The sequence below is a fragment of the Methylocaldum szegediense genome, from assembly GCF_949769195.1.
GTDB classification, from domain to species: domain Bacteria; phylum Pseudomonadota; class Gammaproteobacteria; order Methylococcales; family Methylococcaceae; genus Methylocaldum; species Methylocaldum szegediense.
Genome location: NZ_OX458333.1, coordinates 4,223,592 through 4,245,539, shown reverse-complemented (window position 1 = coordinate 4,245,539; position 21,948 = coordinate 4,223,592). Strand labels below are relative to the sequence as shown.

At 56.4% G+C, this 21,948-nt stretch carries 25 protein-coding genes; 7 read left to right on the top strand and 18 right to left on the bottom strand.

The genetic code is table 11. The features are described from left to right. The first annotated feature begins 112 nt into the window (after nt 1-112). On the top strand, nt 113-490 hold the full coding sequence (locus QEN43_RS18505) for a 4a-hydroxytetrahydrobiopterin dehydratase (RefSeq protein WP_026609762.1): 378 nt from the start codon (nt 113-115) through the stop codon (nt 488-490). Here the strand turns inward: QEN43_RS18505 and hflD are convergent. Both hflD and QEN43_RS18495 read right to left on the bottom strand, forming a co-directional pair. Beyond that, entirely contained in the window at nt 477-1,106 is a 630-nt protein-coding gene (gene hflD, locus QEN43_RS18500) for a high frequency lysogenization protein HflD (RefSeq protein WP_026609761.1), read from the bottom strand. The two genes, QEN43_RS18505 and hflD, sit on opposite strands and share 14 nt — an antisense overlap. 40 nt (nt 1,107-1,146) lie before the next feature. Further along, the gene (locus QEN43_RS18495; protein WP_026609760.1) at nt 1,147-1,503 is read right to left on the bottom strand and encodes a nucleotide pyrophosphohydrolase; all 357 of its coding nucleotides are present in this window, start codon (nt 1,501-1,503) and stop codon (nt 1,147-1,149) included. Nucleotides 1,504-1,654: 151 nt separating this feature from the next. Here QEN43_RS18495 and QEN43_RS18490 point away from each other — a divergent pair, with 151 nt between their 5' ends. Beyond that, the gene (locus QEN43_RS18490) at nt 1,655-1,963 is read left to right on the top strand and encodes a hypothetical protein (protein ID WP_026609759.1); all 309 of its coding nucleotides are present in this window, start codon (nt 1,655-1,657) and stop codon (nt 1,961-1,963) included. Between the two features lie 83 nt (nt 1,964-2,046). Here the strand turns inward: QEN43_RS18490 and QEN43_RS18485 are convergent, their stop codons facing one another. After that, nucleotides 2,047-2,202 (bottom strand): hypothetical protein, encoded by a 156-nt coding sequence (locus tag QEN43_RS18485; protein ID WP_235726548.1) that lies wholly within the window; start codon nt 2,200-2,202, stop codon nt 2,047-2,049. A gap of 30 nt (nt 2,203-2,232) precedes the next feature. On the opposite strand from QEN43_RS18485, the gene QEN43_RS18480 reads away from it, so the two are divergent. Next, nucleotides 2,233-3,021, top strand: coding sequence for a metallophosphoesterase (locus QEN43_RS18480; RefSeq protein ID WP_235726547.1), 789 nt, complete (start codon nt 2,233-2,235; stop codon nt 3,019-3,021). Here QEN43_RS18480 and QEN43_RS18475 read toward each other — a convergent pair. From QEN43_RS18475 to QEN43_RS18465, 3 genes are read right to left on the bottom strand one after another with little or no spacing between them, the layout of a single operon-like run. Beyond that, complete coding sequence (locus QEN43_RS18475) at nt 3,018-3,497, bottom strand: CDP-archaeol synthase (RefSeq protein ID WP_026609757.1); 480 nt, start codon at nt 3,495-3,497, stop codon at nt 3,018-3,020. The two genes, QEN43_RS18480 and QEN43_RS18475, sit on opposite strands and share 4 nt — an antisense overlap. A gap of 55 nt (nt 3,498-3,552) precedes the next feature. After that, nucleotides 3,553-4,218: a DUF1614 domain-containing protein gene (locus QEN43_RS18470; protein WP_026609756.1), complete on the bottom strand. Its 666-nt coding sequence runs from the start codon at nt 4,216-4,218 to the stop codon at nt 3,553-3,555. A 58-nt stretch (nt 4,219-4,276) separates the two neighbouring features. Continuing rightward, on the bottom strand, nt 4,277-4,777 hold the full coding sequence (locus QEN43_RS18465) for an Hsp20/alpha crystallin family protein (protein WP_026609755.1): 501 nt from the start codon (nt 4,775-4,777) through the stop codon (nt 4,277-4,279). A 342-nt stretch (nt 4,778-5,119) separates the two neighbouring features. Here QEN43_RS18465 and QEN43_RS18460 point away from each other — a divergent pair, with 342 nt between their 5' ends. After that, a complete protein-coding gene (locus QEN43_RS18460) occupies nt 5,120-6,409 on the top strand; it encodes a hemolysin family protein (RefSeq protein ID WP_036268042.1) in 1,290 nt (429 codons plus the stop codon). A gap of 63 nt (nt 6,410-6,472) precedes the next feature. On the opposite strand, the gene QEN43_RS18455 is transcribed toward QEN43_RS18460, so the two are convergent. Genes QEN43_RS18455 through QEN43_RS18445 form a run of 3 tightly spaced genes read right to left on the bottom strand, consistent with a single transcriptional unit; the run spans nt 6,473 to nt 8,643 of the window. Further along, nucleotides 6,473-6,658 (bottom strand): hypothetical protein, encoded by a 186-nt coding sequence (locus QEN43_RS18455; RefSeq protein WP_026609753.1) that lies wholly within the window; start codon nt 6,656-6,658, stop codon nt 6,473-6,475. A gap of 18 nt (nt 6,659-6,676) precedes the next feature. Beyond that, on the bottom strand, nt 6,677-7,255 hold the full coding sequence (locus QEN43_RS18450) for an alpha-ketoglutarate-dependent dioxygenase AlkB family protein (protein WP_317963479.1): 579 nt from the start codon (nt 7,253-7,255) through the stop codon (nt 6,677-6,679). A gap of 47 nt (nt 7,256-7,302) precedes the next feature. Further along, entirely contained in the window at nt 7,303-8,643 is a 1,341-nt protein-coding gene (locus tag QEN43_RS18445; protein ID WP_026609751.1) for a nicotinate phosphoribosyltransferase, read from the bottom strand. A gap of 479 nt (nt 8,644-9,122) precedes the next feature. On the opposite strand from QEN43_RS18445, the gene QEN43_RS18440 reads away from it, so the two are divergent. After that, nucleotides 9,123-9,329, top strand: a complete 207-nt coding sequence (locus QEN43_RS18440) for a heavy-metal-associated domain-containing protein (protein WP_026609750.1) — start codon at nt 9,123-9,125, stop codon at nt 9,327-9,329. 228 nt (nt 9,330-9,557) lie between these two features. Continuing rightward, nucleotides 9,558-10,538 carry a malate dehydrogenase gene (locus QEN43_RS18435; RefSeq protein ID WP_026609749.1) on the top strand — a complete coding sequence of 327 codons (981 nt, stop codon included), beginning with the start codon at nt 9,558-9,560 and terminating at the stop codon, nt 10,536-10,538. Nucleotides 10,539-10,580: 42 nt separating this feature from the next. Here QEN43_RS18435 and argF read toward each other — a convergent pair whose 3' ends face one another. Further along, nucleotides 10,581-11,480: an ornithine carbamoyltransferase gene (argF, locus tag QEN43_RS18430; RefSeq protein WP_317963478.1), complete on the bottom strand. Its 900-nt coding sequence runs from the start codon at nt 11,478-11,480 to the stop codon at nt 10,581-10,583. Beyond that, on the bottom strand, nt 11,477-12,664 hold the full coding sequence (locus QEN43_RS18425) for an acetylornithine transaminase (protein WP_026609747.1): 1,188 nt from the start codon (nt 12,662-12,664) through the stop codon (nt 11,477-11,479). The genes argF and QEN43_RS18425 overlap by 4 nt, the downstream gene beginning before the upstream one ends. A 308-nt stretch (nt 12,665-12,972) precedes the next feature. On the opposite strand from QEN43_RS18425, the gene QEN43_RS18420 reads away from it, so the two are divergent. After that, on the top strand, nt 12,973-13,512 hold the full coding sequence (locus QEN43_RS18420; protein WP_026609746.1) for a ferritin-like domain-containing protein: 540 nt from the start codon (nt 12,973-12,975) through the stop codon (nt 13,510-13,512). A gap of 67 nt (nt 13,513-13,579) precedes the next feature. Here QEN43_RS18420 and parE read toward each other — a convergent pair whose 3' ends face one another. From parE to QEN43_RS18385, 7 genes are all read right to left on the bottom strand, one after another. Beyond that, complete coding sequence (gene parE / locus QEN43_RS18415) at nt 13,580-15,466, bottom strand: DNA topoisomerase IV subunit B (protein WP_317963477.1); 1,887 nt, start codon at nt 15,464-15,466, stop codon at nt 13,580-13,582. A 151-nt stretch (nt 15,467-15,617) separates the two neighbouring features. Beyond that, complete coding sequence (thrC, locus tag QEN43_RS18410; protein WP_026609744.1) at nt 15,618-16,709, bottom strand: threonine synthase; 1,092 nt, start codon at nt 16,707-16,709, stop codon at nt 15,618-15,620. Nucleotides 16,710-16,737: 28 nt separating this feature from the next. After that, the gene (locus QEN43_RS18405; protein ID WP_026609743.1) at nt 16,738-17,217 is read right to left on the bottom strand and encodes a Uma2 family endonuclease; all 480 of its coding nucleotides are present in this window, start codon (nt 17,215-17,217) and stop codon (nt 16,738-16,740) included. A gap of 256 nt (nt 17,218-17,473) precedes the next feature. Further along, nucleotides 17,474-18,784 carry a homoserine dehydrogenase gene (locus QEN43_RS18400; RefSeq protein WP_317963476.1) on the bottom strand — a complete coding sequence of 437 codons (1,311 nt, stop codon included), beginning with the start codon at nt 18,782-18,784 and terminating at the stop codon, nt 17,474-17,476. Nucleotides 18,785-18,818: 34 nt separating this feature from the next. Next, nucleotides 18,819-20,003: an alanine transaminase gene (alaC, locus tag QEN43_RS18395; protein WP_026609741.1), complete on the bottom strand. Its 1,185-nt coding sequence runs from the start codon at nt 20,001-20,003 to the stop codon at nt 18,819-18,821. Between the two features lie 396 nt (nt 20,004-20,399). Further along, nucleotides 20,400-20,723, bottom strand: coding sequence for a HesB/IscA family protein (locus QEN43_RS18390; RefSeq protein ID WP_026609740.1), 324 nt, complete (start codon nt 20,721-20,723; stop codon nt 20,400-20,402). 62 nt (nt 20,724-20,785) lie between these two features. Next, entirely contained in the window at nt 20,786-21,937 is a 1,152-nt protein-coding gene (locus QEN43_RS18385) for a cysteine desulfurase family protein (RefSeq protein WP_317963475.1), read from the bottom strand. Nucleotides 21,938-21,948: the final 11 nt, after the last annotated feature.

Below are 21,948 nucleotides of genomic sequence, written 5' to 3'. Positions count from 1 at the left end.
CGCAGACATCCGGTTGTTCTTATGCTCACTCCAAAGCCGGCGGGCCTTGACAAGCGGGTTCGACAGCAACAAGCTGAATCTCTGGTCGACTCCCAACCCGGAGGCATAAGCCATGACCAAGAAAGAAGAAAAGGTCTATTCTCAGGAAGAAATCGAGGAGCGCCTGAAACGGGAGCTTCCGCATTGGTATTACGAGAACGGCTGGATACGCCGGAAGTTCAAGACTCACGGCTGGAAATCCACCCTAATGGTGGTGAATACGGTCGGGCACCTCGCAGAAGCCGCCTGGCATCACCCCGATCTGACCGTTTCTTATGCATTCGTGATCGTCAAACTCGCAACCCACTCGGCGAAAGGCATCACGGACAAGGACTTCGCATTGGCGAAAAAGATCGAGGAAGTGGTGCAGTGGCGTCCGAGCGAAGAAACCGGAGGTATTCTGGAAGGTACGCCGGACGATCCGCGCTTGAGATACCTCAAGTACGACTGAGCGATTCCAGCAACTGCCGTGCTTCCTGTTGCAGCTTCGGGCGAATAAACAGCAACTTCCATCGACTGCCGCCGCACCTTCGCCACAGGACTACCGAGCGAATGCCGGCCAGCAGAAGCGAGCGAATTCTGTTGCCGTTTTCCGGGTCGGACAGATACATCTGCTCGCCGGTTACTAATACCCTCGGCGTCAGTTGACTGACGGTCTGCTGATAGGCATGGGCTAGCGTAGCAAGCACCTCTTCGTCCAGAACACCCCGCTCCGCCGCCAAAGCGGACGCTTTTTCCATGGCCGCACGGATGGTGTCCAGCATTTGGGGCTGCTTCATTAGCTTACGCTCGAGAAAAATCAGCGTAGATGCGTAGCGAGCCTGCTCCGGATCCACAACGTCGGGCCCTCCCAACTGCTTTTCGATCTGCTTGATGCCCGTTGCGATGCGATGGAGACCGCCGTAAACATCCACTACATCCCCCGAGTCTATCTTGAGCACGCTGCCGATGCTGGCCGCCGTGTCCTCGCGATCGGCCATTCCCCGCCTCGCGATGTTTTGCACGAGATACACCGCTTGCGACAAACCGGCCAAAGCGATCACTTGATTACGTAACGTTTTTATCATGTCCGAATAGGATTAATGCCAAGGAATTCGGTGCGCCGGATTACGGTTGGCGCCGATTGTATTTCACCGCGTTTCCTCTGGCCAATTCGACCGGGTACTTTTCTGCGTTCTTCCGCATCTTTTCTTCTACCGCCGCATCCAGGTCGATATTCAGTTGGTCCGCCAACCGCAACAGATAAATCAAGACGTCGGCGACCTCTTCCCGTACGGCGCGATAGTCCTCCGGTTTTTCCGCCAGGCGGCGCGATTCCTCATCCTTAAGCCATTGAAACCGTTCCAACAGTTCCGCCGCCTCCACCGAGAGCGCAATCGCGAGATTTTTGGGGCTGTGGAATTGTTCCCAGTCTCGTTCATCGGCGAACTCCCGTAGAGCCCGCTGTATCGCTGCGATATCCATGGACACTCTGTCAGCGTATTTTTCTATTGAGGCGGATTAAGAGAAAATAGTTAACCCGAATCTAGCGAGAGAATGAGGACACCCAGCTCTGGACGAACCCTCCGTGATTTCGTTCAATGTTCGTAAACCATCGCTCGTGAAGGTGTAAAAAATGGAAAGTCTTATTCAGAACTTGCAACGCACGATTCGCGCCTTGGAAACGCTGAGCGAAAAGAAGCTGCCCGAAAGCGAGCAGGTGGATGAACTGCTCGACCAACTGTTCCAGCATAAAATAGATTTAGTCAACATTAATATTAGCAGTTCGTCGCCGGTCTATCAGCAGGCAGTTCAAGCCATGAGCCAAGCGGCAAACCGTGTCGAAAAAGCCGTTAAAGAACCGTCTCAAACGGCCGATGCCGTACCGGTCGTATACGATGCCGTCAGTAGGCTGGCCAAGCTGTTGAATCATGTGATGCCTTGATGCGGATGCAGCCCACGCAGCCGGCCGGACGCTTTTCGTTCCCCCCGATGGAGGCGGCGGGAGATTCAGCGCTTGCATCAAAATCAACCTCGTTTGCTCACCTTCGTTGCCCTCCCATAGACCCCGAGACCTATAGATGGCTGGAGCGGCGGGTCGGACGCTGCCACCTCAATCAAAGACTGGGCATAGAGCACGATTTCGAAGCGCGAGTATTCGGTCAGGGACGTACGTTGTTCCATATTGAAAATTGGTACTCGATACACGGTCTGATGCGCCATACGCTTAAGCTGTTATGGCTGCACGACCGCGGGCGCGAAAATGCCCGGACGATAACGATCCGACACAACGAGATCAGGCTCGAACGACTTCCGAGGGCGTTCGACGGGTTTACCCTGTTGCACATCACCGATCTTCATCTGGACATCGCGGAGGACATTCCCCATGCGCTCATCGACGCCTTGGACCGGGTCGATGACTACGACATCTGCGTTCTGACCGGCGACTATCGGGCCAAGACCTTTGGTCCATATCATCAGACCCTGGCGGCCATGGCGATGGTTCGTCCATATATGAAAGGCCCTGTCTACGGCGTACTCGGCAATCATGACACGATCCGCATGGTGCCGGAGCTGGAAAAGCTTGGAATCCACATGCTTCTGAACGAATCGGTAGCCCTCACTCGAGGCGATGCGACCATTTATCTTGCCGGCATCGACGACCCTCATTATTACCGCGCTGACAACATCGAAAAAGCGACCGACCAAATTCCCGAAGATGCGGTGTCCATCTTGCTCTCGCACTCGCCGGAAATGTATCGGCACGCGGCGTATGCCAATTTCGACGTGATGCTGAGCGGCCATACCCATGGCGGCCAAATCTGCTTGCCCGGGCGCATTCCCCTCATGCTTAATGCGAAGGCGCCCAGGACCTTCTGCAATGGACCCTGGCGTTATCACTCCCTGCAAGGCTACACCTCAGCGGGCAGCGGTGTCAGCATCGTAGACGTGCGATTGAATTGCCCACCGGAGATAACCCTGCATCATTTGCGCTCGACCTAATACGGTTGCTCGCGTATCCGAAGCTGAAAAAGGATGCGCGAGACCACGAGCTCCGCGAACAAAAAGCCGGCAACCAAACCCGCAATTTGGATCAATTCCAAACCCAGTTCGGCACGCACAGCGAGTAACGGAAACAGAGACTCTGGGATCTGATCGAGTCCAAGAGCCATGCCGCTGGCCGGAATACCAAGGCGTCTCTTGAGAAAGCTAGAAAACAGATCGCCCAGCATGGCCGTAGCTCCGACCCAAACCCCCAGTTCGAAAGGAAGTTCCACGCCCGCAGCGGCCAATCCCGTTACCGGAATCGCGCTGATGAGCCCCCGCCAAGTCTTCGATGGGCCGAATAAGGGACGTCGGTCAATGAAGCGGACACCGCCGTCTATCGGCCGGGCCAACCGTTTGCCAAGCGCTTTGTTGATCAATATGGGAACGCCGTTGGCTACCATCAGCAGGAACAGAAGTTTTAGCTCTAACATGATCATCTTGATCGGCCTTCGAAGGCCATTATCCCGATTCGAGAACTTCGCTGATTTAGCTCAAAAGCACGGCCACCAGGCCGGTCATGAAAATGCCGTCGAAAGTGCCGGCGCCCCCGATAGAGGCAATCGGAGCCGCCATGCGGCGGATGTCTTTCAAACGCAACAGATCGGCACCGATCAAAACCCCTAGAGATCCCGCAATATAGGCGAGCGGCGACCGGTATTCGCCTCCTAGAAAAATGGCGGCCAAAGCCGCCGAAAGGGGAGCCACAAGAATCGGCATGCCGATACCGACGCCGGGAATGGGCCGGCTCATGAAATAGCTGACCAAAGCGACGAATGTAGTCGCTACAACGATTTGAAAAGATGGAACGCCGAAGTTTTTGATCAAGTACAGCGAGAACATCACCGGCACCAAACAGCCACCCACGTTCACTGCGACTTGAGTGCGGCCGGTAAAGGGCACCGGCGGACGACGCAGCAAACCATATCCGATCCTTTCAAGCTGTGGCGGTGGCGCAGACACACGCAGCGTAAACAACGGCAAATTAATGGCGCTGCCAAGCAAGGACGTAACCAGCAGTGTAAGCGCCGACTCGGGATTCAAACCGAGTTTCTGGAAAGTCAAGGTTATCAGTCCGAGCTTAATGCTGAAGACAATCCACAGCAACAGGCCCAGAAAGAACAAGAAGTAGATAGGTGAAAACGGTGATCGCACCAGCCCTGTCCCATGTATAAAAAAGACCGCGGGACATTGCCCCGCGGCCCATCGCAGATCATTCCACTTTAATGGTCTTACGCTTGGAAGCGGCCACCTTCGGAATGGTCAGCTCCAGTACGCCGTCCTTGAAACTCGCTTTAGCCTTATCGCCCTCCACCTGACAAGGCAAGCGTATGGTTCGCTGAAACTCGCCCCGACTCAACTCGCGCCGATAAAACTGGCCTTTTTCCTCTTCTTCGTCACGCTGGGTTGTAGCTCGGATGCTGAGTGTATTGTCCTGCAACGAAACATCGAGATTTTCCTTGCTGACCCCTGGAAGTTCCGCGCGCACCAATAGCTCCTGTTCACGGTCGATCACGTCTACCCTAGGCACGCGTCCACCCGAGAAGAAGTCCCGCTCCGGCCAAGCCCGGCCGAAAAAGAACGGTTGCATCCAATTCCGCCGCACCTCGTCGAACCATTGCTCTATCTCGTCCCAAGGGCTTAAGAATTGCCCTGTCGGTTGCTGGGCCACTTCTTTGCTGGCGGACTGTTTTTTTTCTTTCTTGTCGGTCATGGCATTTCCTCCTTTTGTTTAACACGCCAAGCGAGTTTTACCGGTCAGGCACAACGACGAGGGATGTGCCTCATTCCCAAATGAAACCCTTAACACAACCTTATCAACAGTCTAACGCAGTTCTGAAGTTCTATCGCGTTTCCAAGCCTTGCAACATTCGACCACAAGCCCTGTCAAACTGTTGCGAGAGAAAGCTTCGTCCCGAAAAGTGGAGCATTTCGAGCGCATCCTCGATCATTCACCCCTCTTATCTTCGGCTGGTCGGTGCATGAAAACACCCTTTTGCATCGCCTTTACTGATTCGCTACTCTAACCTACCGGAAAAACAACCGCTATCTGTTAATGGAAATTCTTATATTGGTCTTTCTTTTCCTGTTAAATGGCGTTTTCGCCATGTCGGAAATGGCCATAGTCTCCTCCCGAAAAGTTCGCCTACAACAATCCGCCCAAGAAGGCCATTTCGGCGCCAAAGCCGCTCTCCGCTTAGCAAACGAACCTTCCCATTTCCTATCCACGATCCAGGTCGGTATCACCCTGGTCGGAATTCTTATGGGCGCTTTTGGCGAGGCCGCTATTGCCGGCCAGTTGGCCACGTATCTCGAACAGTTTCCAGAAATCGCGCCGTATAGCCGAGGGCTGTCGCTCGCGATAGTCGTGATCGGCATCACGTATTTTTCCCTGATCATCGGCGAGTTGGTCCCCAAGCGACTTGCGCTGCAAAAGCCCGAGAAGATCGCCGCGATCATTGCGCGCCCCATGAACTTCATTTCCCTGGTGGCTTATCCTTTGGTCAAAATCCTGAGTTTATCGACCGATTTCATCCTATGGCTGTTTAGAGCCCGGCAAGCCGAAGAACCTCTGATCACCGAGAAAGAAATCAAGATCATGATCGAACAAGGCACCGCAGCCGGCGTGTTCGATAAATCCGAGCAGCAGATGGTTTCGAATGTCCTGCGTTTGGACGCGCTTCGCGTAGGCGCGATCATGACGCCTCGCATGGACATCTATTACCTGGACATCAAGGATTCCTTCGAGGAGAACCGTCGCAAGATCATCGAGAGCCCCTATTCGCGAATCCCCGTGTGCAAGGATGGGCTAGACAACGTCATAGGATTCATCCAAGCCAAGGATCTGCTGACGAAAGCCCTGCTCGGAGAGAACATCGATCTCGGCCGATTGATCAAGACACCACGCTATGTGCCGAAGTCCCTCAATCCCATGCAACTGCTGGAAGAGTTCAAACGTTCGAAAACACCTATGGCCCTAGTCGTGGACGAATACGGCGAAGTCGCGGGACTGGTCACGCTCAAGGATGTGATGGAAGCCATCGTGGGCGACATCCCAATGGCCGAAGGGGAAGAAGAACCGGAGGCGATCCAGCGCAACGACGGCTCTTGGCTGCTAGACGGGATGCTCAGCACCGAGAAATTCAAGCAGATCTTCAACCTAGACGAGTTGCCGGATGAAGCATCGGGGAATTTCCACACGATAGGCGGTTTCGTCATGCTACAACTCGGCCATGTTCCCCGTGCCGCTGACCATTTCGAGTGGAATCATCTTCGGTTCGAAGTGGTCGACATGGACAAAAATCGAGTCGACAAGCTGTTGGTTTCACCAATCAACACCGACTGACAAAAACCTGAGTTCGACAGAGGCGGCTCCCGCCAGCGAGCGACGAGTACGCCATCCCCCGAGTTAGCGCAGCTCGCTTTTCGTGACACCACAGCGTGCGCACCGGTAAACCGTGACCAGCTTGCCCTGTTTGACATCGAAAGGCTTTTCCTGCGTCACCGTCCATTTGTGAAAGCCGCTCCGGCATAAAGTCTTACCGGCGTGCTTCTCGGAAGCTTTCGGCCGTCGAAAGTTAATGACTTCCCCCATGAATCGCTGCTCCTAAAATCAGAAAAGAATGGTTCTGAAGGTCAGATTGATGCGCTCAGTCTTAGGCTCCCGCGCCTTAGGCACGGCGTGCCGCCAGCCGTGCTGTAGACTCCCGCCCATGAGCAGGAGACTGCCGTGGGTCAAAGCGATTTCCAGGGTTTCTCCGGTTTTGTTGTGGCGTAACTTGAACAGCCGTTCGGCACCAAAACTCAAAGACGCGATGAAGGGGTTCGGTCCCAGTTCTTTTTCCTTGTCCGCGTGCCACCCTATTGAATCACGACCGTCGCGATAGAGATTGCCGAGCACGCTGTTGAACCGGCGCCCGCAAAACCGTTCGATACGCTCCTTGAGGGTCAGCAAGGTTTCGGTCCACGGCAGGGGCATATGGTCAACACCCGAGTAGCGGTACACCGCGCCGGCGTCCCCGTACCAGCATACTAGCCGCGGCACCTTGACTCGCCGGTCGAACATTATGATTTCTTCTTCTCGCCAAGCCAATTCCCGCCGCAGAAGACCATGAAGCGAGTCTGCTTCCTGTCGGGGCACGAAATTTTCGACGAAATACAGTTCGCCATCTCGAGGTGCCAAGTTGATCATAATCGTCCGATAGGTCGGCTTGGCTGCATCAAGCGGCTCGGTCTTGGTCAGAGTCCCACGCTTTCCATGTGTTGCACCATCCGCTGCAAACCGTCGGAGATCAACACAGGGTACGTCGAACTCTTATCGAGCGCAGCCAACTCGACCGGCAACCGCTGCAATTGTTCGCGCAACCGCGCTCGCATGTCGGCCAGTGTTTCCCTCGCGCCGACCCGCTTGCCTCCCGCCATTACCTGGCGGAGCAGGGGTTCACCTTCCAGTCCGGGCTCGTCCTCTATCGCAATGATGTCGTGCAGCATACGGCCGTCATCGTCGTAACGGCGGTACACCTGCTTGCGTGCCGGCCAGCTTTCCTTGCCTTTGGAGCGTTTGCGCCTGGGGCGTCCCGCATATTCCTGCAGCTTGTAGGCGCAATTCAGATATGGCATATCCCGGGATGTCGTCAGGCGCGTCCCGACACCGAATCCATCGATAGGGGCGCCTGCCTTGAGCACCCTCGAGAGTTCATGCTCGTCCAGATCACCGCTGACGAAGATCGTGCATTGCGTAAGCCCGCCATCGTCCAGAATCGTTCTTACGCCCTTGGCCAGTTCCGTGAGGTCGCCGCTGTCGAGACGCACGCCTTTGATAGCGATATTTTTTGCCGCCAACCTGGGAGCCAATGCAACCACTTTTCGGGCAGCCTCCAGCGTATCGTAGGTGTCGATCAGAAGCACAACGTTGCCTGGCAGGCTTTCCGCGAACCGTTCAAAGGCGTCGGCCTCGTCGTCATGTGCCATGACGTAGGAATGGGCCATGGTGCCGTAAGTCGGAATGCCAAACAATTTCCCAGCCAACACGTTCGATGTACCGTCGAAGCCAGCCAGGTAAGCGGCACGAGCCGCCATCAGACCGGCTTCGGCACCATGAGCGCGGCGTAATCCAAAATCCACCAAAAGCTTTCCGGGTGCCGCGAGGACCGAGCGAATCGCTTTTGAAGCGATCATGGTCTGAAGCTGAATGATATTGATCAGACGAGTCTCGATGATTTGCGCCTCTGAAATCGGTGCCGTGACTCGAACGATAGGCTCGTTCTGGAAAAAGATCGTGCCTTCCGGGATGGCGTGAACATCCCCAGTAAAACGAAGCTTGGATAAATAGTCGATAAAGTCCTGAGAAAAATACCCTAGAGTACCGAGCCATTCGCACTCCTCGTCGGAAAACCTGAAACTCTCGAGGAACTCGATAAGCTGGTCCAGCCCGGCGGCAACCAGAAAATTTCGAGTCGGCGGAATCTTTCGTACGAACAGTTCGAAGCTGGCCGTATCCGACATGCCCTCCCGATGATAAGCCTGGAGCATGGTGAGCTGATAAAGATCGGTAAGAAGCGCAGTGTTTTCCCCGTTCATACCATCATCCGATTCTTTGGTGTGAAACAAGCGCCCTGCGCGGCACCAAATCGCCCGAGCCTAGGTTTGGCGCGAGGGCCCTTGGCGGCGGCCGGTAAGCCCGACTGGGGTATTCAAGGGCCTTATCGATAATGTCGGGCGAAATTTTCTGAGGATTTAATGTCATAAGAAAACAAAGCCTATCGGTTTCGAATCATTAGGCGATCGTGCGTTGACTGTCAAACCAACTCTTGTTTCAAGAGCCGCCGATGCCTATATACCGAATGTCTGGTTCGCTCCAACGGCAAGACTTATAATTCCTGGACGCCCACGCATGGCTTCGAGTTCAAGGCCCGCTGCAAATGCGGAATTGCTCTGTTTGAACTTGGGCGCAATCCGCTGGCTTTTGGTTCAGAAGCTTTCGCATCGGCAAGATCGCAATCGCGGTAGGCCGCGAGCTCGTATCGGAAATCATTGCTTTCACAGATTGGGTGTGTTCAATGGCAAAAATCGTCTTGAAGGTCTCGGGTATGAAGTGCGGCGGCTGCGAGAATCTGGTTCAGGACGCCGTCAAATCCTGTGCCGGCGTTTTATCAGTCATCGCTTCCCACAAGGCTGGCACGGTCGAGATCGATTACGACCAAACCCAGACCGACTTGGCCTCGGTCAAGAAGGCCATCACCGAAAAAGGCTTCACCGTCGACTGAAAGTTCCCGCGCACCAACGCTGCAAGGACTGGAGCCCATTCCGGGCTCCAAAAAGATGGGATTAATGTTTGCCGTCTTGTGACGGACTACGGAGAGGTGCCGATGGATAGAACGGAATCGCGAATCGTGCCGCTTACCTGTCTAATGTCTGAGAGGTTTTCGAGCAGGGAATTGCTCCCTGGCCTTGGCGCCGCGGCTCGATACTCAAACACGAAATAGGGTATGCACATGAAAACGCCTGCACATATCGCCGTCACCGGAGCGGCTGGGCAAATCAGCTACGCATTGCTGTTTCGGCTGATTGCGGGGGACTTGCTGGGCGACGATCACCCCATCGTCTTGCATTTGCTCGAAATTCCCGAAGCCATGGCGGGACTGGACGGCGTCCGGATGGAGCTTATCGATTGTGCATCACCCCTGCTCCACGACATCGTCATATCCGATGATCCTTATGTCGCCTTCGAAAACGTCGATCTTGCCTTTCTGATCGGTGCGAAGCCACGCGGTCCCGGCATGGAGCGCAAGGATCTGTTGAGGGTGAATGCCGACATTTTCGCCATTCAGGGTCGTGCCCTAAATGTTGCCGCCAAGCGTAGCGTCAAAACCTTGGTGGTTGGCAATCCAGCCAATACCAACGCCCTGATCGCCCAGCATAACGCCCCCGATCTTCCGTCGGAAAACTTCGCGGCGATGACCCGACTCGACCACAATCGGGCAGTAAGCCAGTTAGCCCTTCATTGCGGCTGCTCGGTGAACGATATCAAGCGAGTGATCATCTGGGGCAATCATTCGACAACACAGTACCCGGACTTACACCACGCCTTGGTTCGGGGAAAACCGGCCCTCGACCAGATCGAATGGGATTGGTACGAAAAAGAATTCATCCCCACCGTACAAAACCGCGGCGCGGTGGTAATCCAAAAGCGCGGAAAATCGAGCGCCGCTTCGGCCGCCAATGCAGCGCTAGAGCATATGCGGAATTGGCTTTTCGGCACACCGGCCGGGGATTGGACCAGTATGACGGTCCTCAGCGACGGCAGTTATGACATCACGCCGGGCCTCATGTTTTCCTATCCGGTCGAAATCGAGAACGCGAAGTACCGAGTGGTACAGAATTTGGAAACCAGCGAATTTAGCCGGGAAAGGCTCAAGATCACCGAGGCCGAACTGCTGGCTGAACGCGAGGAGGTTCGTCACCTTCTTCGTTGAGTGCAGGCGGCGGCACTATCCCCCGCCGCCATCGAATGAAAATCAGCTTTTGACCAGCAGCAATTCCAGCAAAGCCTTTTGTGAATGCAGGCGGTTCTCGGCCTCGTCCCAGACCACACTTTGCGGGCCTTCGAGCACTTCGGCACTGACCTCCTCGCCGCGATGGGCCGGGAGACAATGCATGAATAACGCCTCCGAAGCCGCCAGCCTCATCAGATCCGAATCGACCTGGTAACCTTGGAAAGCATTTCGGCGCTCTGCCTGTTCCGATTCCTGGCCCATGCTAGCCCAGACGTCGGTTACGACTAGGTCCGCACCTCGCACTGCCTCCGTGGGATCGCGCATTAGTTCTACGCGACTGCCCGCCCATTCGACCAGAGCCGGGTCGGGTTCGTAGCCAGCCGGGCAGGCGATGCGAAGCCGGAAATCGAGCAGTCCTGCCGCGTGGATATAGGTTTGGCACATATTGTTGCCATCACCGATCCAGGCTACCGTCCTACCGGTAATATCACCGCGGTGTTCAAAATAGGTCTGCATGTCGGCGAGCAATTGGCAGGGATGGAATCGGTCCGTCAGACCGTTGATAACCGGCACTCGCGAATAGGCCGCGAAAGTTTCGACCATTTCGTGCGAATGGGTACGCAGCATGACGGCATCGACCATGCGCGATACGACCCGGGCGGAATCTTCGACGGGCTCGCCTCGTCCCAACTGAGTGTCCCGTGGCGAGAGAAAAATCGCGGCTCCGCCGAATTGAACCATGCCGACTTCGAACGACAATCGCGTGCGGGTCGAGGATTTCTCGAACATCATCCCAAGCACTTTGTTTTTCAGCGGTTCGTAGGGGCTCTTGAGATGCTTGAGCTCGATGGCCCGCCGGATGAGCCCGCGGAACTCATCGCTGCTCAGATCCAGCAAAGTAATCAAATGACGCGGGTTCATGCCTTTTCTCCGTTCCCGTGAGCCGTGTAGTCGGCAACCAGAGCGGAGACGCCTTCGATCAATTGCTTTTCCTCATCGTTGTTGAACACGAACGGTGGCAACAAGCGTATCGTTCGATCCGCCGTGACATTGATCAAAAGGCCACGGCTCAGTGCCTGAGGAACCAGCTCGGCACAAGGTGTGTCGAGTTCGATACCGATCATCAGGCCTTTTCCGCGAACATTGACGACTCGGGCATTGTCCGATAGCCGGTCGCGAATTCCGCTCAAGAGACGCTCACCCATTTCTGCCGCACGCTGCACCATGCCGTTTTCGGCGATGGTCTTCAATACGGCCAATGCGGCGTTACAGGCCAGGGGATTACCGCCGAAGGTGGACGCATGTTTGCCGGCGGTCAACATCTCGGCGGCGATTCCTCTAGCGACGCAGGCGCCGATAGGCACGCCGTTGCCTAAGGCTTTAGCCAGGGTCATGACATCGGGTGCGATATCGTAGTGCTGGAATGCGAACCACTTACCGGTCCGACCAATACCGGTCTGAACCTCGTCCAGCATCAGAAGCCAGCCGCGCTGATCACAGATGCGGCGAAGGCCGGGTAGATAGTCGTCGGCTGGAACGCGTACGCCACCCTCGCCCTGCACCGGTTCGACCAGGACAGCCACGACCTTAGGGTCGACGACCGCCTCGACGGCCGCGAGGCTGCCGTAGGGTACTCGAACGAAACCGTCGACCAGAGGTTCAAATCCGTCCTGCACCTTGGGATTGCCGGTGGCGCTCAAGGTCGCGAGCGTGCGTCCGTGAAAGCTGCCCTCCATGACGATTACGGCGGGCCGATCTATGCCGCGATGATGTCCGTAGCGTCGAGCGATCTTGAGAGCCGCCTCGTTCGCCTCGGCGCCGGAATTACAGAAAAAAGCGTTATCCAGTCCGCTCAGACGGCACAGTTCGGCGGCGAGCTCTTCTTGCTTCTCGATCCGGTAAATGTTCGAAGTGTGCAACAATTTGCCCGCCTGCTCGCAAATGGCACGAGAAATAGCCGGATGGGCATGACCCAGGCTACATACCGCGACGCCGGAAATGGCGTCCAGATAGCGCTTGCCCTCCGTGTCCCAAAGCCATGCACCCTCGCCCCGGTCGAACATTACCGGTAATCGGGCATAAGTCGGCATTACCTGACTGGTCATCACTCGTCTTCCCCAAAACAAAAAGGCAGTCGCAAGACTGCCCCAAGAACGAAGGGAATCATTATAGTAAAAAAAAGCCTGGGTACAAGCACTTGTAGGACCAGATACCGAGGCGCGACAGCGGCGCGGGCAAACCGTCCGGTTAGCGGAAAGGCTCGCTTTTCTCCGTGAAGATTTCTCGCGTTCGGCGTCCTCCTGGCAGGACACGGTTCGATTTTTTTGCGGAAAAGACTGTCATAACGAGTAATGGATCGAGACCTGCCAAGCAGCAATAGCGAGACATTCACTACCAGCAAGGAGACCCCGCTATGGCAAATAGCTCTTTTCTCACCGATGTCAAGACCTTGAGAGAACGCGCAAGGCAGCACATCGAGCAAGGCGCGGTGACCCCGGGCTACAAGGCCGACCGCGCCACTGTCGTCAAACTACTCAACGAAGCACTAGCCACGGAAATCGTATGCGTGCTTCGTTACAAGCGCCATTACTTCATGGCGTCCGGCATCAATGCCCAAAGCGTCGCTCAGGAATTCCTTGAACATGCTAACGACGAACAGATGCATGCCGACCGCATCGCCGAACGCATCGTACAGTTGGGCGGAGAACCGGATTTATCGCCGAGCGGACTACAATCGAAAAGTCATTCGGAATACGTGGAGGGCGAGTCGCTGATCGATATGATCAAGGAAGATTTAGTCGCCGAACGTATCGCGATCGACAGTTATCGTGAGATCATCGAATATGTCGGCAATGCCGATCCCACGACCCGGGGACTTATGGAAGAAGTCCTGGCGAATGAAGAGAATCATGCCGACGACCTGGTGAATCTACTGCAAGACCTGGGGCGATAGACCGGTTGATTTCTAAAAAGGATTGGCCGTACGGCCACTCATCGAACCCTGCTCGCGCGAACCGAGATTAGACATCTGCCAGATTGCCCTTCTCTTCGAGCCAGACCCTGCGATCGGCGGCGCGCCGCTTGGCGAGAAGCATATCCAGGCGCTCGTCGGTCGCGTCTTGCTCGTCCAGGGTCAGTTGCACCAGCCGCCGGGTGTCGGGATTCATCGTCGTTTCGCGGAGCTGGGATGGATTCATCTCGCCCAAGCCTTTGAAGCGCTGGACACTAATCTTCCCCCGGATCTTTTCCGCCTCGATTCGATCGAGCACGCCTTTTTTTTCTGCTTCGTCCAAAGCGTAATAAACGTTCTTACCCACGTCGATGCGATACAGAGGCGGCATGGCGACGAACACATGCCCTGCCTCAACCAAGGGCCGGAAATGGCGAACGAATAGAGCACACAGTAGGGTCGCAATGTGATTGCCGTCGGAATCGGCGTCCGCCAGCACGCAGATCTTGCCGTAACGCAGCCCGCTCAGATCGGAGGAACCCGGCTCGACCCCGATCGCCACGCTGATGTCGTGCACTTCTTGAGATGCCAGCACGCCGCTGGAATCCACTTCCCAAGTGTTGAGAATCTTGCCACGCAAGGGCATTACCGCCTGGAATTCCTTGTCCCGCGCCTGTTTCGCGGAACCGCCGGCAGAATCGCCCTCCACCAGAAACAACTCAGTCAGCTTCACGTCCTGGGAACTACAATCGGCAAGCTTGCCAGGAAGAGCAGGCCCCGCCGTGATTTTCTTGCGGGTCACCTGACGACTGGCCTTGAGTCGCTTTTGGGCGCTCTCGATAACCAGTTCGGCGATACGCTCGCCGATGGCAGGATGTTGGTTGAGCCAGAGGCTGAACGCATCTTTCACCACGCCGGACACAAATGCCGCGCACTCGCGGGAACTGAGCCGTTCTTTGGTCTGTCCGGAAAACTGCGGTTCCTGCATCTTGACCGAAAGCACGTAGTGACAGCGCTCCCAGACGTCTTCCGGCGCGATCTTGATTCCGCGCGGGAGGAGATTCCGAAACTCGCAGAATTCCCGCACCGCCTCGGTCAAGCCGGTGCGCAGACCATTGACGTGGGTTCCACCTAAAGGCGTCGGCACCAGGTTGACGTAGCTCTCCGTAACGGGCTCGCCCGCTTCGGGCGTCCAGAGCACTGCCCAATCTACGGCCTCCTGATGACCTTCGAAATTGCCGACGAAGGGTTCTTCCGGGACGCAAGCGTTCGATCCGATACGGTCCAGCAGGTATTGGGGAAGACCGTTTTCGAAATACCAGGTCTCTTCTTCGTTGGCCTGCTCGTCCTTCAGCGTGATCTTGAGTCCCGGGCACAACACCGCCTTGGCGCGAAGCAAAGCTTTCAGGCGCGGAACAGCGACACGCGGCGTATCGAAATAGCGGGCTTCCGGCCAAAATCGGACAGTGCTGCCGGAATCACGCGTCGCCGTTGTACCGATTTCACGCAACTCCGAGGTTTTTTCACCTTGGGCGAAACTCATCGCGTAGATTTTTCCGCCCCTTCGCACCTCGACTTCGAGCCGGTCGGACAGCGCGTTCACCACCGAAACCCCAACCCCGTGCAATCCGCCCGAAAATCGGTAGTTCTTGTTGGAGAATTTCCCGCCCGCATGCAGCTTAGTCAGGATCACCTCAACCCCGGATACACCGAGTTCAGGATGAATATCCACGGGCATGCCGCGGCCGTCGTCCCGGACTTCCACCCCGCCGTCGGCCAGCAGCCGCACCTCGATGGATTTCGCATAACCCGCTAAGGCTTCGTCGACACTGTTGTCCACCACCTCCTGAACCAGGTGATTCGGGCGGGTGGTATCGGTATACATGCCGGGGCGCTTCCGGACCGGATCGAGCCCTGAAAGAACTTCAATCGATGAGGCGTCGTAAACTTCGTTCATTGAGTCTGCTGAATGGACCTGACCTCGGTTAAGCAGTCTGCGATTTCATAACCGGCCAAAATCGCCGGTCTCAAACGGCACACGAGCCGGTGGACTAAGTATGTCTCACGCCGAATTCGGCGTTTACTCAGGGCGCTAAGGCGGAGTTCGATTACATCGCCTCCAAAATCGCCCGTTTCACCGAATCCAAGGTCGCGTCCACCGTCACCGGCTTGGTCGTGCACTGGGCTATGGCCGTGTCGGGATCCTTGAGGCCATTGCCGGTGAGCGTGCAGACGATGGCGCTGCCTTCCGGAATGCGACCAGATTTGATGTCGTGCAGGGCGCCAGCCAGAGACGTAGCCGAGGCGGGTTCGCAGAAGATACCCTCCTTTTCCGCCAGAAGTTTCTGCGCCGCCAGGATGTCCTCATCGGTGAATGCTGCGAACCAGCCGCCCGACTCCTTTTGCGCGCGCCAGGCACCCTCCCACGACTGCGGATGTCCGATGCGAATGGCGGTGGCGACGGTTTCGGGATGATCTACGAATTCACCGGTGATGAAAGGCGCTGCGCCCGCGGCCTGATAGCCGCACATGATCGGCCGTTTGTCGGTCACCGGAGCGTGGGTTTCGGTACCTAGCGCGTATTCGCTGTAGCCCTTCCAATAAGCCGTGATATTGCCGGCGTTACCGACCGGCAAGCAGTGATAATCCGGCGCACGGCCAAGAGCGTCGACGATTTCGAATGCGGCGGTTTTCTGCCCTTCGATGCGGTATGGATTGATCGAGTTGACGATCGTTACCGGCGCGTGATCGGCAATTGTCTTGACCAGCTGCATCCCGGCGTCGAAATTGCCGTTGATCTGGATCACCTTGGCACCGTAGATCATGGCCTGGGCCAGTTTGCCCATGGCGATCTTGCCTTCGGGAATCAATACGAAAGCGGTAATGCCGGCACGCGCGGCATATGCGGCGGCGGCGGCCGAGGTATTGCCGGTGGACGCGCAGATGATAGCTCGGCTGCCCTCGTGTACAGCCTGGGTCACGGCCATGGTCATGCCGCGGTCCTTAAACGATCCGGTCGGGTTCAAGCCTTCGAACTTAACGTAAATATCCACATCCTTGCCGATCAGCTTCGGGATGTTGAGCAACTGGATTAATGGCGTGTTGCCCTCGCACAGACTGACGGGCCGAGTGTCCGGCGTGACCGGCAGGCGGTCGCGGTATTTTTCGATGAGGCCGGTATAGCGTTTGGTTTCAGACATGTTATTGGCGAAAGTTGATTGAAAAAACTTACACGGTCACGGAACAACCGCATTCCAGCCGAACTTCGACCGGCGAAACATGGTGCGCAGCCCCATCCCGGCGTACATGCAGCACAACCAAGGTGTAGGGATTACAGACGATGACGTCCTTGACGCCTTGGGCCAAATAGAAGTTCGGGCCGATTTCCAAATCCTTGTAATCGAACCCCTTGCTGATGACTTCGATCACGGCTTCAGGAATAAGACGGATGGCTTCGTCTTCCTCGTCAGGTTCCCGACAGAAAATGGAGATATCCGTTCGTTTCAATGACCCATCGGGAAAAGCGACGTAAACATCGGCGACATGTACGCCGGCGCAGCCGGCTTGGGATTCGGGCTTGATCGTAGCTCGTATGCGATCGACTGCTTTTTGATGTTTATACAGCGGCTGCGCTTCCCATAATGGCATACCGCCGACGATTTCGAGACGGACGCCGAGTTCGGCCGCGGTAAGGAGCTTGGGATCCATGGGTAATCCGAGAGTCTTGTCTCACTATTCCGGGTTATACCATGACCTGGACCAGAACCTGCTTGTGGTTGCTTTTGATCCAGTTTACGGATCAATCAACGGAACCTAGGCTGGCGCGGAACTGGTTCGTCTTTAAGGAAGCTCTAAACAATTGGATTCCGTTCATCCCCTTCGATAGGCCCGTCCTGAGCTAAGTCGAAGGGCTCGGGACAGGCCTTGTCGAAAGAAGTGAGTCGGAGCTTCCTTAATCTCTCATCTAACCCAGAGTCTCCAGCCGGATCCGCTTCACCGGTCCGTTGATGGCGGACAGTGCTTCGATCTCGCGGATGGCATTGTTCAGCTTTCGCTCCTGGACTTTCTGCGTCAGCATGATGACGGGTAGATGGCTTTCCCCGTTCGGCGGCTCTTTCTGGATCACCGCTTCGATACTGATATTGTGATTGGCCAGAATACGCGTCACATCAGCCAGAACGCCGGGCTTGTCCTCGGCGCTCAGGCGAAGATAGTAGGCCGTTTCGATGTCCTCGATGGGCAGAATCGGGATATCGGAAATCGCGTCGGGCTGGAAGGCCAGATGCGGCACCCGATTTTCCGGATCCGAGGTCAGCGTGCGCACCACGTCGACGATGTCCGCCACGACCGACGAGGCCGTGGGCTCAGCACCGGCTCCCGCGCCGTAATACAAAGTTGGCCCCACTGCATCGCCCTTGACCAGGACCGCGTTCATGACGCCATTGACGTTGGCGATCAGCCGCCGCTCGGGAATCAACGTCGGATGCACGCGCAGTTCGATGCCTTTTTCAACGCGGCGAGCGATGCCGAGTAATTTGATTCGATAACCCAAAGCTTCCGCATAGGCTACGTCGAGTGCCGTAACGCCGCTGATGCCTTCGGTCCAGACCTTGTCGAACTGCAACGGGATACCGAAGGCAATGGAGGCCAGGATCGTCAGCTTATGGGCGGCATCGATACCCTCTACGTCGAAGGTAGGATCGGATTCGGCATACCCAAGCGCTTGCGCTTCCTTGAGCACGTCCACGAAATCCCGGCCCTTTTCGCGCATTTCCGTGAGAATGAAATTGCAGGTACCGTTGATGATGCCCGCCAGCCATTCCACCTTGTTGCCGGAAAGCCCCTCGCGCAACGCCTTAATGATGGGAATGCCGCCCGCCACGGCCGCTTCGAACGCCACCATCAGACCCTTTTCGCTGGCCTTGGCGAAGATCTCGTTGCCGTGCAACGCGATGAGCATCTTGTTGGCGGTGATGACATGCTTCCCGGCGTCCAGCGCCCGCATGACCAGATCTTTCGCCGGGTCGAGGCCGCCTATCAGTTCCACGACGATGTCCACCTCGGGATCGGTGACGACTTCGTACGGATCCGTAGTCAATCGGATGCCGGCGGTGTCGCAAATCCTGGTACGGTTGAGGTCTCGAGCCGCCACGACACTGATGTGGATTTCCCGGCCGGCCCGGCGCGTAATTTCGTCGGCGTTCCGCTTGAGAACCTTGACCGTACCGCCCCCAACCGTACCCAAACCGAGCAAACCGATGTTTACGGGTTTCAAAACGCTCTCCTATGAAGCAACAAAAATGCCGGAATTATACTGAGTTATCCTTGCGCATCATATGCCGTATGCCGCGGATCGCTTGGCGAGTACGGTGTTCGTTCTCGATCAAGCTGAAGCGAACATGATCGTCGCCGTACTCGCCGAAGCCGATGCCGGGAGACACCGCCACCTGCGCCTCCAGCAGGAGTTTCTTGGCGAATTCGAGAGACCCGAGATGTTTGTACTGTTCAGGAATAGGCGCCCAGACGAACATGGTGCCCTTGGGTTTCTGGACCGTCCAGCCGATGTTGTCCAGTCCTGCGCATAAGACGTCGCGGCGAGAGCGGTAGGTCTCGCGTATCTCGGCGACGCAATCCTGAGGTCCTTCCAAGGCGGCGATCGCCGCCACCTGGATCGGCGTGAACGTACCGTAGTCCAAATACGACTTGATGCGTCCCAAGGCCGCAACCAGTTCGCGGTTGCCACACATGAAACCAACCCGCCAACCGGGCATGTTGTAGCTCTTGGAAAGCGTGAAGAACTCGACGGCGATGTCGGTGGCTCCCGGCACCTGCAAGATGGACGGTGCGGTGTAGCCGTCGAACACCAAGTCCGCATAGGCAATATCGTGCACCACCCAGATCCGGTATTCCCGTGCCAGTTCGACGACCTTTTCGAAAAATTCCAGCTCCACGCATTGAGTGGTCGGATTGCCTGGGAAATTTAGGATCAGCATCTTGGGCTTGGGCCAGGAGGTCTTGATGGCTTTTTCCAACTCCTCGAAGAAATCCACCCCCGGCACTAGCGGCACGTGGCGTACGTCCGCCCCTGCCAGCACACAGCCGTAAGGATGGATGGGATAAGCGGGATTCGGCACCAGCACCGCGTCGCCCGGCCCCAAGGTGGCGAACATCAGATGAGCCAAGCCCTCTTTCGACCCGATGGTAACGATTGCCTGGGAGTCGTAATCGAGCTCGACGCCGAAACGGCGACGGTACCATCCGCAAATGGCTTTGCGAAGGCGGGGAATGCCTTTGGAAACGGAATAACGATGGGCCGTCCCTTTTTGCGCCACCTCGACCAGCTTGTCGACGATGTGCTGGGGCGTGGGTCTATCCGGGTTCCCCATGCCGAAATCGATGATGTCGACACCTTGGGCGCGTTCCTTAGTCTTGAGTTCGTTAACGATATTGAAAACGTAAGGGGGCAGGCGCTTAATACGTTGAAATTCTTCCATCCAGGACTCTTTGCGTAAGGGAGTATTCTTAAAGCGGAACCTAGGCGCGTAACCAAGCAACTTACAGTACCGATGCGGTTTTTGCCTGTCAACGGCGCTTTGGGAATGGAGCAAAGAGGCAAACACCCCGTATAACCACGGTCCCCGACGCTTGCGGCTATACGCGGGCTTAATCCTGAAACGGGACATGCTTTAGACGTTCCCGTTCGCGCCGAGCGAACGGGAGCGCACGCCACAGGAAAGGGCAGGCACACCGATGTGCCATAGAAGCCCTGACGCTATCGACCGCGCTCAGGGAAGGCTTATTTCAGCGTTGATGTGTTGCTATGATTCGCAAACGGCGTGACTCGATACCACAAGTCACGCTATGACATCGGATGGTAGATGAGAACATCCCTAAACGGCAAAGCTTTCCCCGCAGCCGCAGGTCGCCTTGACGTTGGGATTGTCGAATCGAAACGCTTCGTTGATTCCTTCCCGGCGATAATCCACTCGCACGCCCGAGAGATAGGCCAGATCGTTATTCCTCACGACGACTTTCACGCCGTGTTGTTCGAATACGGAATCGTCTGGTTCCACAGCATCGGCGTATTCGACGACATAGGCGAACCCAGTGCAGCCGGACTTTTTCACGCCCAGCCGTAGCCCTACGCCTTTGCCACGCTTTTGCAGTTGCTTGGCGATTTGCTCCGCTGCCTTCTCAGTTAAGGTAATGGACATACTCGTAATCTCTGTCGAATCGCTGGTTCAAAAAGCTTAATAGAAGCTCAGGGCATAGCCTTTTAAATAATCGGCATCACTCCCCGGCTTTCGGACGTGGATATGCCCACGAGCTTTTTCAAGACATCCAAAAAACGGTCGACTTCCGTCTCGGTGTTACTCTTGCCAAAGCTGACACGTACCGCGCTCTTGGCGACTTCCGGCTCAACCCCCATGGCGACGAGTACCGGGCTCGGCTCGCCGGCACCGCTGGCACAGGCAGAACCGCTCGACACCGCTATGCCCTGCCGGTCAAGATTCATGACTAAGGCCTCGCCGTCGTACCCTGCGATACCGAACTGCACGGTATTCGGCAAGCGTTCCGAACCTTCGGCAAACACGACCGCGCCGGGGATAGTCTTCAACCCGGCTTCCAACCGTTCGCGGAGACCGAGCAGGCGGGCGCGTCTTTCCTCCAACTCGGACAAAGCCAGCTCCGCCGCTTTGCCGAAACCGACAATGGCGGCAACGTTTTCGGTACCGCCGCGAAGCCCTTGCTCCTGCCCGCCGCCGTGCAGCAGAGGCTCGAGCATAACGGCTTTATCGAGGATCAGCGCCCCCACGCCTTTGGGGCCGTAAATCTTATGCCCCGAGAGTGACATCATATGTACGCCGCTGGCTTTGAAATCGATCGCGATCTTGCCCGCTGCCTGCACCGCATCGCAATGGAAAACAATGCCCAGCTCGCGAAACCAACCGGCGATCGGCGCGATATCCTGAATCACGCCGGTTTCGTTGTTAGCCAGCATTAGGGTTGCAAATCGAATCTCGCCGGCCGGCAAAGATTCGATGAAAGCCACATCGGCCAAACCGTCTCGACCCACCGGAATCGTTGCAATCCGCCAGCCCCGAGCCTTTAGAAACTCCAAGGGCTCCGAAACCGATGGATGTTCGGTGGCGCCCGCAACGATCAATCCCGGCTCGCGGGCAAAAGCTAGGCCCTTCAAGGCCAAGTTATTGGCTTCGGTCCCGCCACTGGTAAACACGACCTCGGACGGATGAGCCCCCACCAGAGCAGCGACCTGCTCCCTGGCCGTATCGATTGCGCCGCGGCAGATCCGCCCCATTCGGTAAAGGCTGGACGGGTTACCGTAAAAGGCCCCGAGATACGGTGCCATCGCTTCCAGAACCCGCTCGTCCAGCGGAGTGGTCGCATTGTGGTCGAAATAAAGCATCGCGTGGAAAG